Origin of the sequence: Lutibacter aestuarii, assembly GCF_042676885.1 — a bacterium.
In the GTDB taxonomy this organism is placed as follows: Bacteria; Bacteroidota; Bacteroidia; order Flavobacteriales; family Flavobacteriaceae; genus Lutibacter; species Lutibacter aestuarii.
Map to the genome: position 1 here is coordinate 229544 of NZ_JBHTIC010000008.1, position 19447 is coordinate 248990.

At 30.6% G+C, this 19447-nt stretch carries 18 protein-coding genes; all 18 read left to right on the forward strand.

What is annotated here, in order from left to right:
* The first annotated feature begins 54 nt into the window (after positions 1-54).
* The 18 genes from ACFQZW_RS08510 (at position 55) to ACFQZW_RS08595 (ending at position 19444) form a co-directional block, all read left to right on the forward strand.
* Positions 55-1110 (forward strand): NAD-dependent epimerase/dehydratase family protein, encoded by a 1056-nt coding sequence (locus ACFQZW_RS08510; protein ID WP_386782371.1) that lies wholly within the window; start codon positions 55-57, stop codon positions 1108-1110.
* 12 nt (positions 1111-1122) lie between these two features.
* Positions 1123-1896: a glycosyltransferase family 2 protein gene (locus ACFQZW_RS08515; protein WP_386782373.1), complete on the forward strand. Its 774-nt coding sequence runs from the start codon at positions 1123-1125 to the stop codon at positions 1894-1896.
* Entirely contained in the window at positions 1896-2753 is an 858-nt protein-coding gene (locus ACFQZW_RS08520) for a glycosyltransferase family 2 protein (RefSeq protein ID WP_386782375.1), read from the forward strand. Before ACFQZW_RS08515 ends, ACFQZW_RS08520 begins: the two co-directional genes overlap by 1 nt.
* A 32-nt stretch (positions 2754-2785) precedes the next feature.
* A complete protein-coding gene (locus ACFQZW_RS08525; RefSeq protein WP_386782377.1) occupies positions 2786-3706 on the forward strand; it encodes an NAD-dependent epimerase/dehydratase family protein in 921 nt (306 codons plus the stop codon).
* A gap of 1 nt (position 3707) precedes the next feature.
* On the forward strand, positions 3708-4676 hold the full coding sequence (locus ACFQZW_RS08530; RefSeq protein ID WP_386782379.1) for a glycosyltransferase family A protein: 969 nt from the start codon (positions 3708-3710) through the stop codon (positions 4674-4676).
* Positions 4673-5332 carry a sulfotransferase family 2 domain-containing protein gene (locus ACFQZW_RS08535; protein WP_386782381.1) on the forward strand — a complete coding sequence of 220 codons (660 nt, stop codon included), beginning with the start codon at positions 4673-4675 and terminating at the stop codon, positions 5330-5332. The genes ACFQZW_RS08530 and ACFQZW_RS08535 overlap by 4 nt, the downstream gene beginning before the upstream one ends.
* Positions 5325-6242 (forward strand): glycosyltransferase family 2 protein, encoded by a 918-nt coding sequence (locus ACFQZW_RS08540; RefSeq protein ID WP_386782384.1) that lies wholly within the window; start codon positions 5325-5327, stop codon positions 6240-6242. Before ACFQZW_RS08535 ends, ACFQZW_RS08540 begins: the two co-directional genes overlap by 8 nt.
* 1 nt (position 6243) lies before the next feature.
* A complete protein-coding gene (locus ACFQZW_RS08545; protein WP_386782386.1) occupies positions 6244-7347 on the forward strand; it encodes a glycosyltransferase family 4 protein in 1104 nt (367 codons plus the stop codon).
* Positions 7344-8342 (forward strand): N-acetylneuraminate synthase family protein, encoded by a 999-nt coding sequence (locus tag ACFQZW_RS08550; protein ID WP_386782388.1) that lies wholly within the window; start codon positions 7344-7346, stop codon positions 8340-8342. The genes ACFQZW_RS08545 and ACFQZW_RS08550 overlap by 4 nt, the downstream gene beginning before the upstream one ends.
* Before the next feature lie 665 nt (positions 8343-9007).
* A complete protein-coding gene (neuC, locus tag ACFQZW_RS08555) occupies positions 9008-10165 on the forward strand; it encodes a UDP-N-acetylglucosamine 2-epimerase (protein WP_386782390.1) in 1158 nt (385 codons plus the stop codon).
* Positions 10165-10854: an acylneuraminate cytidylyltransferase family protein gene (locus ACFQZW_RS08560; protein ID WP_386782393.1), complete on the forward strand. Its 690-nt coding sequence runs from the start codon at positions 10165-10167 to the stop codon at positions 10852-10854. Before neuC ends, ACFQZW_RS08560 begins: the two co-directional genes overlap by 1 nt.
* Before the next feature lie 10 nt (positions 10855-10864).
* Complete coding sequence (locus ACFQZW_RS08565) at positions 10865-12250, forward strand: hypothetical protein (protein ID WP_386782395.1); 1386 nt, start codon at positions 10865-10867, stop codon at positions 12248-12250.
* Positions 12241-13377 carry a glycosyltransferase family 4 protein gene (locus ACFQZW_RS08570; protein ID WP_298262459.1) on the forward strand — a complete coding sequence of 379 codons (1137 nt, stop codon included), beginning with the start codon at positions 12241-12243 and terminating at the stop codon, positions 13375-13377. Before ACFQZW_RS08565 ends, ACFQZW_RS08570 begins: the two co-directional genes overlap by 10 nt.
* A complete protein-coding gene (locus ACFQZW_RS08575) occupies positions 13374-14585 on the forward strand; it encodes a glycosyltransferase (RefSeq protein WP_386782397.1) in 1212 nt (403 codons plus the stop codon). Before ACFQZW_RS08570 ends, ACFQZW_RS08575 begins: the two co-directional genes overlap by 4 nt.
* 105 nt (positions 14586-14690) lie before the next feature.
* Positions 14691-15818 carry a glycosyltransferase gene (locus ACFQZW_RS08580; protein WP_386782399.1) on the forward strand — a complete coding sequence of 376 codons (1128 nt, stop codon included), beginning with the start codon at positions 14691-14693 and terminating at the stop codon, positions 15816-15818.
* The gene (locus ACFQZW_RS08585) at positions 15808-17160 is read left to right on the forward strand and encodes an O-antigen ligase family protein (RefSeq protein ID WP_386782401.1); all 1353 of its coding nucleotides are present in this window, start codon (positions 15808-15810) and stop codon (positions 17158-17160) included. Before ACFQZW_RS08580 ends, ACFQZW_RS08585 begins: the two co-directional genes overlap by 11 nt.
* Positions 17157-18161: a glycosyltransferase family 4 protein gene (locus tag ACFQZW_RS08590; protein ID WP_386782403.1), complete on the forward strand. Its 1005-nt coding sequence runs from the start codon at positions 17157-17159 to the stop codon at positions 18159-18161. The genes ACFQZW_RS08585 and ACFQZW_RS08590 overlap by 4 nt, the downstream gene beginning before the upstream one ends.
* On the forward strand, positions 18161-19444 hold the full coding sequence (locus ACFQZW_RS08595; protein ID WP_386782405.1) for a phenylacetate--CoA ligase family protein: 1284 nt from the start codon (positions 18161-18163) through the stop codon (positions 19442-19444). The genes ACFQZW_RS08590 and ACFQZW_RS08595 overlap by 1 nt, the downstream gene beginning before the upstream one ends.
* The last annotated feature ends 3 nt before the right edge of the window (positions 19445-19447 follow it).

Genomic DNA, 19447 nt, shown 5'->3' on the forward strand with positions numbered 1-19447 from the left:
CTAATTTTAAAAGAGAAGTTTTAAGAAAGTTAAAAAAATAAATAAAATTATAAAATGAAAAAAGCATTAGTTCTAGGAGCCGGAGGTTTTATTGGAGGGCATTTAGTTAAAAGATTAAAATCTGAAGGTTACTGGGTGAGAGGTGTTGATTTAAAAAGGCACCCTTACTCCTATATACCAGCAAATGAATTTATTATAGGTGATTTAAGAGATCCAAAAGTAGTTGAATTAGTAATTGATGAAAATTTAGATGAGATCTATCAATTAGCTGCAGATATGGGGGGAGCTGGATATGTTTTTACAGGAGAACATGATGCGGACGTTATGCATAATTCTGCAGTGATTAATTTAAATGTTGCTCATGAATCAGTTAAAAAAAAGGTGAAAAAAATATTTTATTCATCTTCTGCTTGTATTTATCCCGAGTATAATCAATTAGACCCGGATAATCCAAAATGTGAGGAAAGTACTGCATATCCTGCAAGCCCAGATAGTGAATATGGGTGGGAAAAGTTGTTTTCTGAACGATTGTATTTATCGTATAAAAGAAATTACAATTTAGATGTACGAATCGCGCGTTTTCATAATATTTTTGGAGTTGATGGCGCTTGGAATAACGGTAAAGAAAAAGCTCCTGCTGCATTGTGTAGAAAGGTTGCAGAAACGCCTAATAATGGTACTATTGAGGTATGGGGTGATGGTTTACAAACTAGATCATTTTTATATATTGATGAATGTATTGATGGAATTAGAAAATTAATGAATTCTAATTTTGAAGGACCTGTTAATATTGGCTCTGAAGAAATGATTTCTATCAATGATTTTGCTAAAATGATTATAAAAATATCCACTAAAAATATTCAAATAAAAAATATTCAGGGACCAGAAGGTGTAAGAGGAAGAAATTCAGATAATAATTTAATATTTAAATCTTTAGGTTGGAAGCCTACACAACCTTTGAGTATAGGTGTTGAGAAAACATATCATTGGATATATCAAAAAGTTAAGAATAAAGAAGCTGATGATTTATGGGAATACGAAAGCCCAAATAATGGAAGTACTATTTATCAAAAAAAAATAGGTAGTAGTACTTACAAAAAAATGAGTTAATAAGTTAATAATATGGCAAAAATAGTGTCTATAATAACCATTAATTACAACAACCAATTAGGGTTGCAAAAAACAATGGATAGTGTGTTAGCACAGCAATGGAGAAATTTTGAATATTTAGTAATTGATGGAGGCTCAACAGATGAAAGTATTCCTATTATTAAGGCAAATGAAAAGCATATAGATTACTGGGTAAGTGAAAAAGATTCAGGTATCTTTAATGCCATGAATAAAGGTATAAAAAAAGCTACGGGCAATTATTTGTTGTTTTTAAATAGTGGTGATGTATTAAATGGGGCAACAGCTTTGCTTGATTTTATAAAGCATCCTAATTTTAAAGGCGATATTATTTATGGTGATTATGTATTTGAAAATGGTCAAAAAATATACCCCGATGGATTAACTCCGCTATTTTTTGTAAAGTCATCTTTGCCGCATCAAAGTACCTTTTTTAAAAGTACCATTTTTGATGAAATGGGAAGTTATGATGAAACTTATAAAATAGCAGCAGACAGAGCTTTTTATATTAAATGTTTTTTAAGTGAAAAATATTCATTTACTCATATTCAATACCCTTTAACCATTTTTGATTTATCGGGTATTAGTAATAACTTAAGGTTTAAAAAAGAAAAGGAAGCTGAAGATGAGACTATTTTTAAAAAGTATTATGGAATTTTTTATTCAGATTATAAGCATTATTTAAAACTTGAAAAAGAGCTAGCAGCTTTAAAACGTAGCACCATTAAAGGAATTTTAAAAAGAATTAAAAAAAGGCTTAAACTATAATGAATCAATTACCATTAGTAAGTGTTATAATTCCAACTTATAATAGGGAAAAATATCTATTACAAGCCTTAAATAGTGTAGCTAACCAAACCTATACCAATTTAGAAATTATTGTAGTAGATGATGGCTCAGATATTAATTATGCAGAAAAAATATGTGAAAAAATAAAAAATTGTAAGTATTATTACAAAAGAAATGGTGGACTCTCTTCAGCACGTAATTATGGTGTCTCAAAAGCAAAAGGAGAGTATATTGCATTTTTAGATGATGATGATTATTGGAGAGTTGACAAATTACAAATACAGGTAGCTGTTTTAAATAAGAAATCATCTATAGATTTAGTACATTCAGCAGCGGAAGTTGTGGATGAAAAAGGGTTGAGAGTTGGAAAAGTAATTGGTGCTGCACAAAATAAAGTTAACAAACGATCGGGGTATGTGTTTTGGAATGCTTTAGGAGTGTGGGTAGTAAAATCTCCTACACCCTTAATTAGAAAAAGTGTTTTTAAACCCGATTTACTATTTGACGAAACTATTAAAGTAGGCGAGGATATTGATTTTTACCAACGTTTATTTTATAGACATAAAGTATATTATATAAATAAGCCATTAGCATTTTATAGAGAACATGCAGCAATTGGAAGATTATCAACTCAGCAAGAAAAGTACATTGGAATTGAAAAAAAGATGTATGCAAATTTTTTAAAAATGGGGGTTTATAATGTAATATTAAAAAAAAGAATAGCGTTTAAATTATTAAAGTCGGATTTAGATAGATGGAATAAGATATATCCAAATAATAAAAGAAAATATAATTTAATTAAACAGCTATTTTTAGCGTCTAAACTTTTAAATTAAATACCTTTAAATAAAATTACTTACAAAATAGCATGATACATATATTAGTAACAGGTGGAGCTGGAAATATTGGGAGTTCGTTGGTAAAAAAGCTTTCAGAAAACAACAATTATTGCATTGTTGTAGTGGATAGTTTATTAACAGGACAAAAAGCGAAAATTCCAACAAATGAAAATGTTATTTTTATTAGGGGAAATGTGAATAACTATCATGATATTTCGGCTATTTTTCATAAATTTCATTTTGATTATGTGTTTCATTTAGCAGCAGTTGTTGGGGTTCAAAGAACTCTTAACAACCCTTTATGGGTACTAGAAGATATCAAAGGGTTTGAAAATATTTTAAATTTATCTAAAAACACCCATGTAAAAAAAGTATATTTTTCTTCCTCTTCAGAAGTGTATGGAGAACCTTTTGAAATACCTCAAAATGAGCATACAACACCTTTAAATTCTAAATTGCCGTATGCAATTGTTAAAAATGTGGGAGAAGCGTACTTAAAATCATACCAACAAGAGTTTGATTTAAATTATACCATATTTAGATTTTTTAACACCTATGGGCCAAATCAAAGTAAAGATTTTGTGATTCCAAAATTTATCAATTTGGCACTAAAAAATAAAGACCTTACTATATATGGAGATGGCTTGCAAACAAGAACTTTTTGCTATATAGATGATACCATTGATACCATTTTAAAAATTCATTCCAATAATTTAATAAATAACGATGTTATTAATATTGGAAACGATGTTGAATATACGATGGTTGAATTGGCCGAATTGATAATTAAGCTAACTAAAAGCTCTTCTAAAATAGTACACTTACCAGCGCTTAAAGAAGGAGATATGAATAGACGCTGCCCAGATATAAAGAAAATGAAAGCTATTTTAGAAAGAGATTTAGTACGTGTTGAAGAAGGGATTGAAAAATATATAAAATTTATGAACTAGTATGAGGATTGGAATTAACCCAGCTAAAGAAAATAAAGAAATAAGTATTGAATCTTACCATAGGGTAGTGATACCTGTTTACATTCCAAATTTAGAAGAGGCATATTTTAAGGATGGTTTAAAAATTTTAAAATTATGTATAGAGTCATTACTAACAACCATACATAAAAAAACACGAGTATCATTAATAAATAATGCTTGTTGCGATGAGGTTACATTCTATTTAAATATGATGTATGAGCAAAACAGTCAAATAGATCAATTATTAAACTCAAAAGTTAATTTAGGCAAAGTAAATGCGCTGTATTCAGCAATAAAAAGTAATTTAGAACCATTAATTACTGTGGCAGATGCAGATGTACTTTTTTTAAATGATTGGCAAAATCAAGTAGAAGATATATTTAGATTTTACCCCGAAGCTGGGATGGTTTCTCCTGTTCCTTCAATAGGTTCACTTAAAGGGAAGTTTTTGAAATCAACGTTAGGTTTTGCTTTTTTAAATAGAAGTATTAAGTTAGAAAAAGTTAAAAATTTTGAAGCCATTAAAAATTTTCAAAATAGTATCGGAAAAACAAATAAATTAGACAGAGAAACGACCAAATATTATACAACAGAGAAAAACAAAAAAAAAGTTGTTTTAGGTTGTGGTCATTTTATGGTTACTTTGAAAGCTTCTGTATTTAATAATAGCCCTAAAGAGCCTTCAAAATATAAAATTGTTGGAGGAAGTGAAAAACAATACATAGATTCTCCTAATGACAAATCTGGGTTTTTAAAACTAGCTACAGTTGATAATTATGGTTATCACTTAGGTAACAAATATGAATGTTGGATGTATAATGAATTTTCAAATGTTTTGAATAAAGGAAATATTTCTAAAGATAGTGATTATGACTTCAATGTAAGTAAGCCTTTAAAGCTATATTATTATTTTGGATTAATAATTCAATATTTATTTTACAGAAAATGATTGATCATAGAAATAAAGTTATATTTATACATATACCTAAAAATGCTGGTACAAGTATTGAAAGGACTGTTTTTAATAATTTTGATTTTAATTTAAAATACTCTAAAGAGTACCTTTTTGGGTTTGATAATGAATTAGGAATAAATTTACAACATCTTACTTTAAATCAAATGATAAGATTTAAGTTTATTACAAAAGAATTATTATCTGATTATAATTCGTTTGCAGTAGTCAGAAACCCATTTTCTAGAGCTATTTCAGGTTACATTTGGTTAATGAAAGATTTACAGATAAATGATACGTTTACTAATTTTCTTTTAAGAAAGGGAGAATTTACACCTTTAAAATTAAAAAAAACTTTAAGGTATGTGGAAGATCATTTTTATACTCAGTCACATTTTATAAAATTAAAAGATGAAATCAAAATAAAAAATATTTTAAGATTTGAAACTTTAGAAAAAGATATAAAAGAGTATAATTCAAATTATCAATTAAAACATCACTTTAAAAAAAATAAAAAAGCGAAAATTAAATTGGTTAAATTCTTTACAAATAGGAACATTAAACTTATTAATGAAATTTACAAAGAAGATTTTGAAAATTTTAATTATTCAAAAAAATTTAATGCAATTAAATATATTTTAGGATATGTATAATATTGTTTTTTTAATAGTTACATATAACGGAGAAAAGTATATAGAGAAGTGTATTTCAAGTATTAAAAATTATTGTAAGGATTCGAAAATAATAGTTGTAGATAATAATTCTGAAGATGATACTAGGTCAATTTTAAAAAAATTACCTATTGATGATGTAATACTTTTAAAAAATAACATTGGATTTGGGAAAGCTAATAATATAGCTTTTAAAAGAGCCATATCTTATAAAGCAGATTTATTTTTTTTAATAAATCAAGACGTATATTTTTTTTCAGGGAATTTTAATAAATTTATAAAAATAGCTTTTGATAATTTTAAAAATAATTATTTTGGAATAATAAGTCCATTCCATTTAGCACCAAATCAAAAAGATTTTGATTTTAAATTTAAAGATTATATTTCGAGTAAGAACACCCCACATTTATTAAAAGATTTAGAAAATCAAAATGAGTTAAGTAAAGTTTATGCTTCTAAATCTATAAATGCTGCAGCTTGGTTAGTATCTAAAGAAACCATTGTTAAGGTAGGTTTATTCGATCCTATATTTCATCACTATGGTGAGGATACGGATTATATTAATAGACTTAAATTCCATAATTTTAAAATTGGAGTTTTACCAAATTTTAAAGTTGTTCATAATAGACAACAATTTGAAAATTTTAATAAAGATATATTGTATTATAAACTAAAAGTATGGACATTAGTACATTTTAAAAATATCAACACCAATTTAATTAGTTTATTTATAAAATATCTAATTTATTTATATAAAAGGATAAAAAAAAATAGTGGTCATTTTAATTTAATGTATTGTAAAATATTAATTTATGCAATATTAAATTTGAAACGTATTACTTTTAGTAGGAGAGTATGTAAACGATATGGAGCTTTTTTAAATGTTGATTAAAATGATGACTTCTAAAACTGTATTTATTTCCCATTTACCTATTCCAAATCCAAAAATAGCAAGTTGGACGAATCGATATACAAAATTAATTAAGGAAAATACAAGAAGTTTTGATTATATAATTGCACCAAAAGGAAAAGAAAAAATAAAAAGTGTAGATTATTGTACGATTACTGAGCCTAATTTATTTACGTATAAAATTGTAAGAATAATACCTTTTTATAAGCATAAAGTTTATTGGAATTCATTAAAAAAAATTATTATAAAGCATAACAAGGTTACAGTACATATTATAGATAACCCTAATATTTTATTTGCAATTAATTATTATTCGAAAAAAAATGGATTGGATAATCAAATTAGAATAATTTTCCATATGTGTGGATATAGTTATAAATTTGATAAATTTAAAAAAAACATTTTTTACAATGCAATTGATACATTAGTTGTACAAACAAATTCATCTTTAAAGCTTCAAAACAAACAATTAGACAATGTTGTATGCAATGTTAAACAAGTATATAATGGAATTGATGGAACTAAGTTTTTTAGAATATCTAAAGATCAAAAACAAATTTTAAGAAATAAATATGGGGTACAACCTGAAAAAATGATCTTTTTGTGGGTGTCACAAGATAGACCTAAAAAAGGGTTATCCATAATTTTAGATGCTTGGAATAAACTAATAGAAAAGTATTTAAATATTGAACTATTTGTAATAGGTTGTACCAAAAAAGGAAATTATAAAAATGTAAGGTGGTTGGGTAAAGTTAAAAATTACAAGTTACCAGAATATTATCAGTTAGCAGATTTTTATTTATTTTCTACGCAATGCCATGAAGGGTTTGGTTTGACTTTGGGTGAAGCTCTCAAATGCGGGGTTAGTTGTATTGCTTCAAATATAACACCTATGGATGAAATTTTAAATAGTGAATTGTATGGTAAGTTGGTTAATAATCCAAGTGATTCAAAATCATGGGAAGATGCAATTCATAAAGAAATTATTAAGTATAAAACTAATAATTATCAAAATATTTATTTAAAAAATATACCTGAGAATATTTATGATTATTCTGATTGGAGTAAAGAAATTTTAAATATATGATACAACTAATTGCTGAAATAGGACAAGCCCATGAAGGAAGTTTAGGAATGGCACATGCATACATTGCTGCTGCTGCTAAAGCAGGGGCAACAACGGTTAAGTTTCAAACCCATATAGCCAATGCAGAAAGTAGTAATTACGAGCCTTTTAGAATACCATTTACCACACAAGATGCCTCTCGTTTTGCCTATTGGAAACGTATGGAATTTAGTTTGGAGCAATGGAAAGAATTAAAAGCGCATTGCGATGAGCTAGGAGTAGAGTTTATGAGCTCACCTTTTAGCAATGCAGCTGTTGATTTATTAGAAGAGGTAGGTGTTGAACGTTATAAAATTGGCTCGGGTGAAGTGACTAATTTTTTATTGTTAGAGCGCATAGTACAAACCAAAAAACCGATACTTCTTTCTTCAGGAATGAGTTCTTATAAAGAATTGGATGCTACAGTCGCTTTTTTAGCCAACAAAAAGGCTGACTTTTCAATATTACAATGCACCACAGCCTATCCAACCTCCCCTAAAAATTACGGTCTCAATGTTTTAGCAGAATTAAAAGAACGATACCGAGTGCCAATAGGTTTTTCAGATCATTCTTCTTCTATTGCAGCTTGCATAGCGGCGGCAACTTTAGGGGCAGAACTATTGGAATTTCATGTAGTTTTTGACAAACAACAATTTGGACCCGATGTAAGCTCGTCTTTAAATTTTAAAGAAGTAGCAACCTTGGTACAATCAGTAAGACTTATTGAAACCGCATTGCAATATCCAGTAGATAAATCGGATCATTCCGAGTACCAAGCCTTAAAAAATATTTTTGAAAAATCGTTGGCAGTGAATAAAGATCTGGCAGCAGGACATGTATTAACATTTGAAGACTTAGAAGCCAAAAAACCCAAAGGCTATGGCATAGATGCTTGTAAGTTTAAGGAGGTAATGGGTAAAAAGTTATCTAGAGATTTACAGCAGTGGGATTTTTTAACGAAAGAAGATTTGAAGTAAATTATTGAGCTTGCTTCGCTGCGCTCGCAATGATTGACAGCTTGCTTCGCTGCGCTCGCAATGATTGACAGCTTGCTTCGCTGCGCTCGCAATGATTGACAGCTTGCTTCGCTGCGCTCGCAATGATTGACAGATTGCTTCACTTCGTTCGCAATGACGGTTTGTAATGACTGGGAGCTTGCGTCGCTTTGCTCGCAATGACGGTTCGCAATGACTGGGAGATTGCGTCGCTTTGCTCGCAATGACATGACGGTATTCAAAAACTACCAATGACCTATGAAATTTTTTGTTGTAATGTATAGAAAATAAAGTGTTGGCTGTAGTAGCAATCCAAAGAATGCAATGGTCTGGATGCGTAGGTGTTATTTTCTATTTCCATTACAGAAAAATATCAGAAGTCTAGATTTTTTTGGTTACTTTTTTCATCCATGGAAAAAAGTAATGAATTAGTTTAAAGCAATTAAGTAATGAATCATGTTTTAAGGTATATGGTAAAAGCTTGCGTCGCTTCTTTCGCAATGACATGACGGTTTGCAATGATTGACAGATTGCTTCGCTGCGCTCGCAATGACGTGGTGGTTTAAAACAATCCAAAAACTCTTATCACATTCACTTTTACCCTTGCTAAATTTTAACTACTTTTAAAACCTCATAAAATTGGTGGTATGACGAAAAGAAAAATTTGTGTTGTAATCACAGCAAGACCCTCATATAGTAGAATTAAATCTGCCTTAACAGCTATTAAAAATCATCCCTATTTAGAGTTACAATTAGTAGTGGCTGGTGCAGCTTTATTAGGGAGGTATGGCAATGCAGTTGATTATATAGAAAAAGATGGCTTTAAAGTAGCGGAAAAGGTGTTTATGGTATTAGAAGGAGAAAACCCTACAGCTATGGCAAAAACAACGGGTTTGGGAGTGATGGAATTAAGCAATGTATTTTATAAGTTGCAACCCGATGCGGTAGTGACTATTGCAGATAGGTTTGAAACCATTGCAACCTCCATAGCAGCAGCTTATCAAAACATTCCTTTAGTACATATTCAAGGAGGAGAAGTTACTGGAAATATTGATGAAAAAGTACGCCATGCCAATACCAAATTAGCAGATATTCATTTAGTAGCTTCGGAAGATGCCAAACAACGCGTTTTAAAATTGGGAGAACAACCAGCAATGGTGATTAATACGGGATGCCCATCCATTGATTTGGCAAAGGAAGTATTGGAGTCACCAACACTAAATTTTGATCCTATTGAAAAATATGGTGGAGTTGGTACATTGATTGATTGGAAACAAGGTTATATGGTAGTGATGCAACACCCTGTAACCAATGAATATCAACAAGCTAAAAAAGATGTAACAACTACATTAGAAGTGGTTGCAGCATTAAACATTCCAACCTTTTGGTTTTGGCCCAATGTAGATGCTGGTTCTGATGGTACTTCAAGTGGAATACGAACTTTTAGAGAATTGCATCAGCCTAAAAATATTCGTTTTTTTAAAAATATGGAACCTAATGACTTTTTAAGGTTGTTAGTCAATTCAAAGTGTTTGATAGGAAACTCTAGTGTTGGGATTAGAGAATGTGCTTTTTTAGGCGTTCCTGTGGTGAATATCGGAACTCGACAGCACAGACGTCATAGAGGAAAAAATGTGACCGATGTAGGATATGATAAACAACAAATTACCCAAGCAATTGAACATTGTTTAACCTTAAAAATATTGCCTTCAGAAACCATTTATGGAAATGGTACAGCTGGATTAAAAATTGCTGAAGCATTGGCCACGGTACCTTTACAATTTCATAAAACCATTGTTTATTAATGAAAGTATTAGGAATTATACCAGCAAGAGGAGGCTCGAAAGGAGTTCCAAAAAAGAACAGCAAATTATTGGCTGGAAAACCTTTAATTAGTTATACTATTGAAGCGGCAAATAAAAGTAAATTACTTACTGATGTACTTGTAAGCTCCGATGATGATGCTTTGTTAGCGTTGGCTAAAAGTTTTCAATCTTTACTCGTTTTAAAACGACCAAGTGAGTTTGCAACCGATGAAAGTCCAACAATTTTAACGGTGGTACATGCCCTTGAATCTTTAAAAAATCAAGGAAAAGAATACGATGCAATTTGTTTATTACAGCCTACCAATCCGTTGAGAACCTCCAATTTTATAGATGCGGCAATTTTAAAATTTAAAGAAACTAATACGGATTCATTACTATCTGTTTTAGAAGTACCACACCAATACAACCCACATTGGGTATTTGAACCTACAAAAACAAATACATTAAAATTAAGTACAGGAGAATCACAAATTATTACAAGAAGACAAGAATTACCAGCCTGCTATTACAGAGATGGAGCAATTTATTTAACTCGAATAAACATAGTATTGAATGAACATTCGTTGTATGGAACTAGTATTGGTTATATAAAGTCGGATCCAGCAACTCATATAAATATTGATAGTATGGAAGATTGGGAAAGAGTTGAGAAACTTTTGAAGCCATAAAATAATGTCAATGAAAAAAGTTTGCATAGTAATTCCTGACGGAACTGGGATTCGAAATTATTTGTATTCCAATTTAATGAAGCACTTGTTTAAAAATAAGTGTGAAATTGTTTTGTTGCATAATATTTCTTCCAAAGCCATTGCAGAAATTAAAAAAGTTCATAAGCAACCCTTTGAAGTTTATAAATTACCAAATTATAAGGAAACAGCGTTCCAAAAATTTTTACGTGAAACCGTTTGTTATGCTAGATTGGTGTATTATAAAAAGTTGGTAAATAATGCTACTCTATTAAATGCATGGAAACCTAATACCAAAAGTATTGCAAAAAAAATGTTTTACAAACTGGTCCAGTTTTTAGGTAAATTAGTTTCAAATAAATATTCTTGGGTGGTATCATTAGAAAAAATACAATTGCAATTGGTGTTGCATAAAAGTACTACGCTACAAAAAGAACTTTTAAAACAAATACAACCAGATGTTATTTTTTCTACACATCAACGAGCAATGAATGCATTGCCATTAATTTTAGCTGCCCATCAATTAGGGATTGAAACAGTTGGGGCAATTTTTTCTTGGGATAATTTACCTAAGGCACGATTAACGGTAAAAACGGATAGCTATGTGGTGTGGTCTACCTATATGAAAAAAGAACTGCAGTTATATTATCCTGAAATTGATACAAAAGCCATTACGATTACTGGAACACCGCAATTTGAATTTTATTTTAATAAAAAATTCATACTTCCTAAAAAATATTTTTATGAAAAATATGCGTTAGATTTTTCAAAAAAGATACTATGTTTTTCGGGAGATGATGTGCGTACTTCACCTTTTGATCCAGTATATTTAAATGATTTAGCCTCCGCTATAGAAAAGGAAAATTTACCGTATCAAATTGTATTAAGAAGAGCCCCTGTAGATGTGTCTGGAAGGTTTAAAGAAGTAGTTTTAAAGTATCCATCTATCATAAAAGAAATAGCACCTTTATGGAATTTTGATGCAAATAACCGTACAAATTGGCAAATTATTTATCCAACATTTAAGGATGTTGAATTATTAGTAAGTACGGTTTATTATGCAGATGCCGTAGTAAATGTTGGATCTACGATGGCGCATGATTTTGCTATGTTTGGGAAACCTGCTATTTATTTAAATTATAATTCGATTGTATCAAAAGAATGGAATATTGAAACCATTTATCAATTTCAACATTTTAGAAGTATGCAAGGTTTAAATCCTGTTTTATGGTTAGATGCCAAAAAAGAAATAAAAAAAGTGTTAAATTGTGTTTTTGAAAGCCCTAAATTAGAGCAGAAGGCTTGGTTAAACCTAATTGCAGAACATCAAAAAACAGCTTCAACTCGTATTGCTAAAAAATTAATATCGTGCACATAGTTTATTTAACAAATGAATATCCAACTCAACAAGTTGCACATGGTGGTATAGGAACTTTTGTTCAAAATATTGCCCGAAATTTAGTACAGCAACAAATTAAAGTTTCTGTAATAGGAATTAGCATGACTGCTTCTAAAGAAAGTTTTATAAATGATAAAGGAGTTCAAGTATATAGAATTCCACAATCTAAAGCATCTTTAGGAAAATTTATTTTTAATTCTTTTCGTATTCGAAAAAAAATAAAAGAAATTCACAAACAAACTCCCATTAACATTGTTGAAGGATCGGAGTTATCATTTGCTTTTTTACCCAAAAAAACCTGGTATAAAAAAGTAATTCGAATGCATGGAGGACATCATTTTTTTGCGGTTACTTTAAACAAGAAGCCTGCATTATGGCGTTCATTTCAAGAAAGAGTTTCTTTTAAAAAAGCCGATGCATTGATAGCTGTAAGTAATTTTGTTGGAGAAACAACCCAACACTTGCTTCAATTTAAAAAACCATATACAACCATTTATAATTTTATTGATGTGTCGCATTTCAATAAAAAATGCGATGTAGAAATACAACCCAATGCTATTTTATTTATTGGTACAATTTGTGAAAAAAAGGGAGTAAAACAATTGATTGAAGCTTTTTTATTGGTAAAAAACAACATACCAAACGCTACTTTACACTTGGTTGGAAGAGATTGGAAAAGTGAAGAAATACCATCGTACACTTCCTATATAAAAAAAAGAATACCTAAAATGTATTTGCAAGATGTTACATTTTACGGAACGGTATCTTATGAACAGATACCAACATTAATTGCTCAATCAGAAGTTTGCGTATATCCTTCACATATGGAATCTTTTGGGTTGACTGTTATTGAGGCTATGGCAACAAAGAAAGCAATAGTTTTTAGTGATATTCCACCATTTAAAGAAATTATAAGAGATCAAAAAGACGGATTGGCATGTGATCCATTTAAACCAAGTGATATTGCTGAGAAAATAATTTTTATATTAACAGAAAAAAAGCAAGCTGCTGCAATGGCTCAAAACGCTTTTGATGCTGTACACCAAAAATTTAATTTAGAGAATAGTTTACAAGAGAATATTAATTTTTACAACGCAATACATTGAAATTCGTCATTATAACACATGCTGTACATAAATTAACGAAGCAAGGTATTTTTGCTTATGAGCCTTATGTACGTGAAATGAACTTATGGCTAAAATATGTGGACGCAGTTAATATTGTAGCACCAATTTCATCTAAAAAGGTGAGTACTATTGAGAGTGCTTATGCGTTTAAGAAAATGGAGGCTATTCAATTAAATCCTATTCCTTCATTTAATATCACTTCATTTAAAAACAGCCTAAAGACTTTGTTTAAACTACCTTTGATATGTTATCAAATTTTTAAAGCCATGTATTGGGCAGATCATATTCATTTGCGTTGTCCTGGAAACGTAGGGTTGTTAGGCTGTTTGGTTCAAATTGTTTTTCCAACCAAACCTAAAACGATAAAGTATGCTGGAAATTGGGATCCTAAAAGTAAACAACCCCTAAGTTATAGAATTCAAAAATGGCTACTGTCTAATTCATTTTTAACCAGAAATTGCAAGGTATTGGTTTATGGAGAATGGCCAAACCAACCTAAAAATATTGTTCCATTTTTTACAGCAAGTTATTCGGAAACGGAGTTGGAGGAAATAGCATCTAAAACTCTTTTAAAGAATAAAGAGATTGCTTTGTTGCACACTCCTCGCAATTTTGGCAAGTTAGATTACTCAATAGTTGAAGAAAAATCTGATACTCAAAAGCTCTACTTAATTTATGTAGGTGGTTTAACAATAGGAAAACAACCCTTAGTAAGTGTTCAAGTGGCAGAACAATTAATGGCCATGGGATATGCAGTACAATTAGATATTTATGGCGATGGAGAAGAACGTACAAAGCTTGAAAACTATATAGCTACTAAGCAATTGCAACAAGAAGTAATTTTACATGGAAATACAGCTAAAGATATGGTAAAAAAAGCCTACCAAAAAGCGCATTTTTTGGTGTTTATATCTAAATCAGAAGGGTGGCCTAAAGTGGTTGCAGAAGCCATGTTTTGGGGTTGCGTACCTATTACAAGTAACGTATCTTGCATCCCATATATGTTAGGTGAAGGAAGTAGAGGAACTATAGTAGTTCCAAATGTGAATGAAATTTGTATTGTAATTAAAAGATATTTAACAACTATTGAAATGTATAAGATGCATTCAAAAAATGCGTTAGAGTGGTCACGAAACTTTACGTTGGAAAAATTTGAACAGGGGATTGCTTCGCTGTGCTCGCAATGACGTGAGGGATTGCTTCGCGTTGCTCGCAATGACTGGGGGGGATTGCTTCATTTCGTTCGCAATGACTGGGGGATTGCTTCGCTGTGCTCGCAATGACGTGGGGAATTGCTTCGCTGTGCTCGCAATGACATTAAAAATTATAGTATTATCAAACAACTAAACGTCATACAACTTATAGATTCCTTACAGGCAGGTGGGGCAGAAATGATGGCTGTAAACATCGCCAATGGTTTGGCGGAGTTGAGTGTGGTGTCACACATAGGAGTTACCCGAAAAGAAGGAGATTTAAAAGAAAAAATAGCGCCCAATGTTTCTTATGTGTTTTTAAACAAAAAATATGCCTTAGACATTGTTGCACTTAAAAAATTGATAACGTATGTAAAAAAGCATCAAATAAATTTGATTCATGCGCATTCATCTTCTTACTTTATGGCGTATTTGGTCACGCTTTTTTGTCCAAACGTTCGGCTTATTTGGCACGATCATTATGGTAATAGTGAACAGGTATCTAATAGAAGTATTTTTCCATTAAAACTAATTTCAAGAAGATTTAAAGCAATTCTTTCAGTCAATAAAAAATTAGCTGATTGGGCGCGTTTAAATTTAAAAGCTCCTCAAGTAACCTATCTTTCTAATTTTGCAGTGTTAACAAAAACATCTAATGACATCATTTTTTTAAAAGGCATCACAGGAAAACGTATCGTCTGTTTGGCGAATTTAAGGCCACAAAAAGATCATTTAAATTTACTTGAAGCTTTTACAAAAATTAAACAATGTCATCCAAACTGGAGTTTGCATTTGGTGGGGATGGATTTTAAAGATACCTATGCTTCTCAAATTAATTCTTTTATAGTGGCTAATGACTTAAATAACCATGTATTTTTGTATGGAAGTATTAAAAATGTCGCTGAGGTATTGCAACAAGCTGCTATAGGCGTATTGGCTTCTAAATCTGAAGGATTGCCAGTAGCTTTATTAGAATATGGTTTGGAAAAATTACCAGTGGTGGTGACTAATGTAGGGGAATGTAGCTCTGTAGTTAAACATCAGCAATGTGGGTTGGTAGTTCCAGCAGAAAATAGCAATGAATTAGCTAATGCACTGCAATTTTTAATTGAGAATGCCCATAAAAGAGATGCATGGGGAGTGGCTTTACAGCAACGAATTCAACAAAATTATAGCCAAGAGGTTTATATGAATAAACTAGTAGAAATCTACAAAGATGAAAGTTAACATTTTAAATACGCGTTTTTTGCTAGCTTCTTTCCATTTGGTATTAGGAGTGTTGTTACTGTCAGGGATGATTACTAAAATATACTCTGCATTGATAGTTGTATTTGGGGTGCTGTTTATTATACGTGCTAAAAATGATGAAAACCAAGCCATATTTTGGAGTGCTTATATGATTGGTGCTGAAGTGTTGTTTAGGATGTCTGGAGGGATGGTTTTTCATGAATTGCCTAAATATTCGGTATTGTTATTTTTAGGAGTTGGCTTATGGGTGGAAAAACGAAGGCATCATATATCTGTTGGTTATTTAATTTATATCTTATTACTATTAATAGGTATAGCTTTTATAGATATTCCTTTTGATGAATCTATTAGAAAGGCGATTGCCTTTAATTTGAGTGGTCCTGTTTTATTGGGGTTAAGCGCTATTTATTTTTACAAGCGTCCTATCTCGTTAACAGCACTTTTAAACCTGTTGTTTGTGATGGGCTTGCCTATTATTTCGATGTTAAGTTTGTTGTATTTTAAAACCCCTGATATTGAAAATATTCGTTTTGGAGGTGAAGCTAATTTTGCAGCTTCAGGTGGATTTGGACCCAATCAAGTAGCAACTATTTTAGGTTTAGGAGTATTTGTTTTTGCAATACATTTGGTTTTTAAAAGGCGTATTTTCTCTTTTTTTGGAGTAGATTTTTTCTTTTTAGTTTATATTACGTATCGTGGGGTATTGACTTTCTCAAGGGGAGGTATGTTGACTGCCTTAATAGCGCTTAGTGTTTTTATTTTTTACTATGTTTTGGTTACAAAAAATCAATTAAAAAACCTTTTCAAATATTTGGGCTTAACATTTTTATTTGGAATTTTTTTAATGATTTATACAGCTAACATTACAGATGGCATGATTATTAATAGGTACACAAATAAAAATGCTGCTGGGATTGCTAAAAATGATTTTACTACAGGGAGGTTAGATATTTTAAAAGCTGAATTAGAGGGGTTTTTTGATAATCCTTATTTTGGATTAGGTGTTGGAGGTAGCAAATTTTATAGGTTAGACAAATTGGATAAGTTGGCAGCCTCACACAATGAAATTGGTAGATTGATTTCTGAACACGGAATGGTAGGGGTTTTGATATTGATTATTTTATTAGCGATTCCAACAAGGCATATATTAAAACAACCTTTTTTAGCAAGAGGTTTTTTAGGAGCATTTTTATTATTTTGGTTTTTAACCATTAACCATTCAGCAATGCGTATTGCTTTTCCTGCTTTTATTTATGGACTAAGTGTTGCAAAAATTACTTTTAAAGAGTTGGAAATTCCTAAAGTTGCCAGTACCGAATGAAAAAAGTTCTTTACATAGGAAATCATTTAAAAGGAGGGAACCCAACCACTTCTAATCAATTAAGTCTTGTATTAAAAGAGTTAGGGATGGAAGTAGTTAGCTACTCGGATAAAAAAAGCAAAATTTTCCGATTGTTGCATATGTGTTGGGGACTGTTAAAACATCGAAAAGCTTCCATAGTTTTAATTGACACCTACAGTACACTTAATTTTTATTATGCTTTAATTGTATCTCAATTGGCTAGGTTATTTTATATAAGTTATATTCCAATTTTACATGGAGGAAACTTGCCTAAAAGACTCCAAGAGCATCCACGATTAAGTCGGTTAATATTTTCAAATGCTACTATAAATATAGCTCCATCTAAGTATCTAAAAGAGGTGTTTTTATCCTATAATTTTAAGACTGAATTTATTGCCAATGGAATTGATTTACAGTATTATTCATTTAAAAAAAGAAAGCAATTAGCCCCTAAATTACTATGGGTACGTGCGTTTGATCAAATATACAATCCTTTCATGGCGATAGCCGTATTGGAAGCCTTAAAAAAAACGTATCCAAAGGCACAACTTTGTATGGTAGGTCCAGATAAAGATGGCTCTTTGCAACAGGCAAAAGCTTTGGTAAGACTAAAAAAATTAACCAATAACATTGAATTTACAGGCTATTTAACTAAAGAAGAATGGTTACAAAAAGCTAAAAATTTTGATATTTTTATCAATACCACAACGATAGATAACACTCCTGTAAGTGTCATTGAAGCTATGGCATTAGGCTTACCAGTAGTTTCAACTAATGTAGGGGGAATTCCTTATTTAATAGCACATGAAGAAACAGGGCTTTTAGTGGAATCAAAAAATGTTGAGCAGATGGTAGCTAAAATTTTGTATCTTTTAAATCATGAAAGTGTAGGACAACAATTAACGATAAATGCAAGAGCAATGATTTCAAAATTTGATTTGGAAACCGTAAAACAATCGTGGAAGAAAATTTTAAGTTGATGTGGTATAAAATCATTTTTAAATTAGGGCAAAAACTGCGAAATCCTTCGTTAAACCAACAGTTACAGTTTTTAAAGATTACTGAAAAATGGAGCCTAAAAGAATTGGAAGCTTATCAACTGCAACAATTAAAAAAATTGGTGAATAATGCGTTCAATCATACTCCTTATTATAAAAATAAGTTGGAAAGTTTAGGAATAACTCCTTCTATGATTACGAGTTTGGCTGATTTGAATAAAATTCCAATCATCACCAAAGAAGAATTGATAACTTATAATAAAGAGCTGCATAGCCAACAAAAATTAAAAAAATATGTGAAGGCAACTACTTCTGGAACTACAGGAAGTACTTTAAACTTTAAAAGAGAAGAGCAAGCAGATTCCTTTAATAGAGCAGCAATTTTTAGAGGATATACTTGGTATCAAGTTCAACCTTGGGAACGTAATGGCTATTTTTGGGGATACAATTTTTCAATGTTCTCACAATTAAAAACCAAGTTTTTAGATGTTTTACAAAATAGGTTTCGTTTATTTAAACTTCAACAACAGGCACTTCAAAGGTTTGCTAAAAAATTAAAAAAAGCACATTTTTTACATGGGTATTCCTCTTTAATTTATGAATTGGCTAAATACATTAATACCCAACAGATAGAAAAACCTGGTTTATTAAAAATGGTAAAGGGAACTTCTGAAAAGATTTATGGCACCTATCAAAATGAAATTGAACAAGCGTTTGGAGTTAAAATGATTAGTGAATATGGTGCAGCAGAAACGGGGATTATTGCTTTTGAATGTCCAAATGGAAATATGCATATCAACATGGAAGGAGTGATTGTTGAAGAATGGAATCATGAAATAGTGGTTACCAATTTACAAATGCAATCATTTCCAATAATCAGGTATCGACTAGGTGATTATATCAAACTAGCTCCAAAAAGTAAAAAATGTACTTGCGGAATGCAACATCGTATCATTGAGGAAGTTACAGGGAGAGTGGGTGAGCTGGTGTATGGAAAAAAAGAAACCTACCCAAGCTTGTATTTTTATTATATTTTTAAAAACTTAGCGAAAACTCATCAACTATTGTTAACCTATCAAGTACATCAAATAAAAAAAGGAGCGTTAATCTTTTTAATTGAACAAACGTTATCAGCTGATGAGTTAAGTATTTTAAAAAGTGAAATTGGCAACTACTTTAAAAATGATATTGAAATAACCATTAAAACAGCGCAAACCATTATCGCTGAAAATGGTAAATTAAAAGGTTTTATATCTACAATTTAAGAA

Bases quoted from the DNA above. Each gene is read 5' to 3' on its own strand.
- ACFQZW_RS08510 (WP_386782371.1), top strand. From the start codon at position 55: ATGAAAAAAGCATTAGTTCTAGGAGCCGGAGGTTTTATTGGAGGGCAT.
- ACFQZW_RS08515 (WP_386782373.1), top strand. From the start codon at position 1,123: ATGGCAAAAATAGTGTCTATAATAACCATTAATTACAACAACCAATTA.
- ACFQZW_RS08520 (WP_386782375.1), top strand. From the start codon at position 1,896: ATGAATCAATTACCATTAGTAAGTGTTATAATTCCAACTTATAATAGG.
- ACFQZW_RS08525 (WP_386782377.1), top strand. From the start codon at position 2,786: ATGATACATATATTAGTAACAGGTGGAGCTGGAAATATTGGGAGTTCG.
- ACFQZW_RS08530 (WP_386782379.1), top strand. From the start codon at position 3,708: ATGAGGATTGGAATTAACCCAGCTAAAGAAAATAAAGAAATAAGTATT.
- ACFQZW_RS08535 (WP_386782381.1), top strand. From the start codon at position 4,673: ATGATTGATCATAGAAATAAAGTTATATTTATACATATACCTAAAAAT.
- ACFQZW_RS08540 (WP_386782384.1), top strand. From the start codon at position 5,325: ATGTATAATATTGTTTTTTTAATAGTTACATATAACGGAGAAAAGTAT.
- ACFQZW_RS08545 (WP_386782386.1), top strand. From the start codon at position 6,244: ATGATGACTTCTAAAACTGTATTTATTTCCCATTTACCTATTCCAAAT.
- ACFQZW_RS08550 (WP_386782388.1), top strand. From the start codon at position 7,344: ATGATACAACTAATTGCTGAAATAGGACAAGCCCATGAAGGAAGTTTA.
- neuC (WP_386782390.1), top strand. From the start codon at position 9,008: ATGACGAAAAGAAAAATTTGTGTTGTAATCACAGCAAGACCCTCATAT.
- ACFQZW_RS08560 (WP_386782393.1), top strand. From the start codon at position 10,165: ATGAAAGTATTAGGAATTATACCAGCAAGAGGAGGCTCGAAAGGAGTT.
- ACFQZW_RS08565 (WP_386782395.1), top strand. From the start codon at position 10,865: ATGAAAAAAGTTTGCATAGTAATTCCTGACGGAACTGGGATTCGAAAT.
- ACFQZW_RS08585 (WP_386782401.1), top strand. From the start codon at position 15,808: ATGAAAGTTAACATTTTAAATACGCGTTTTTTGCTAGCTTCTTTCCAT.
- ACFQZW_RS08590 (WP_386782403.1), top strand. From the start codon at position 17,157: ATGAAAAAAGTTCTTTACATAGGAAATCATTTAAAAGGAGGGAACCCA.
- ACFQZW_RS08595 (WP_386782405.1), top strand. From the start codon at position 18,161: ATGTGGTATAAAATCATTTTTAAATTAGGGCAAAAACTGCGAAATCCT.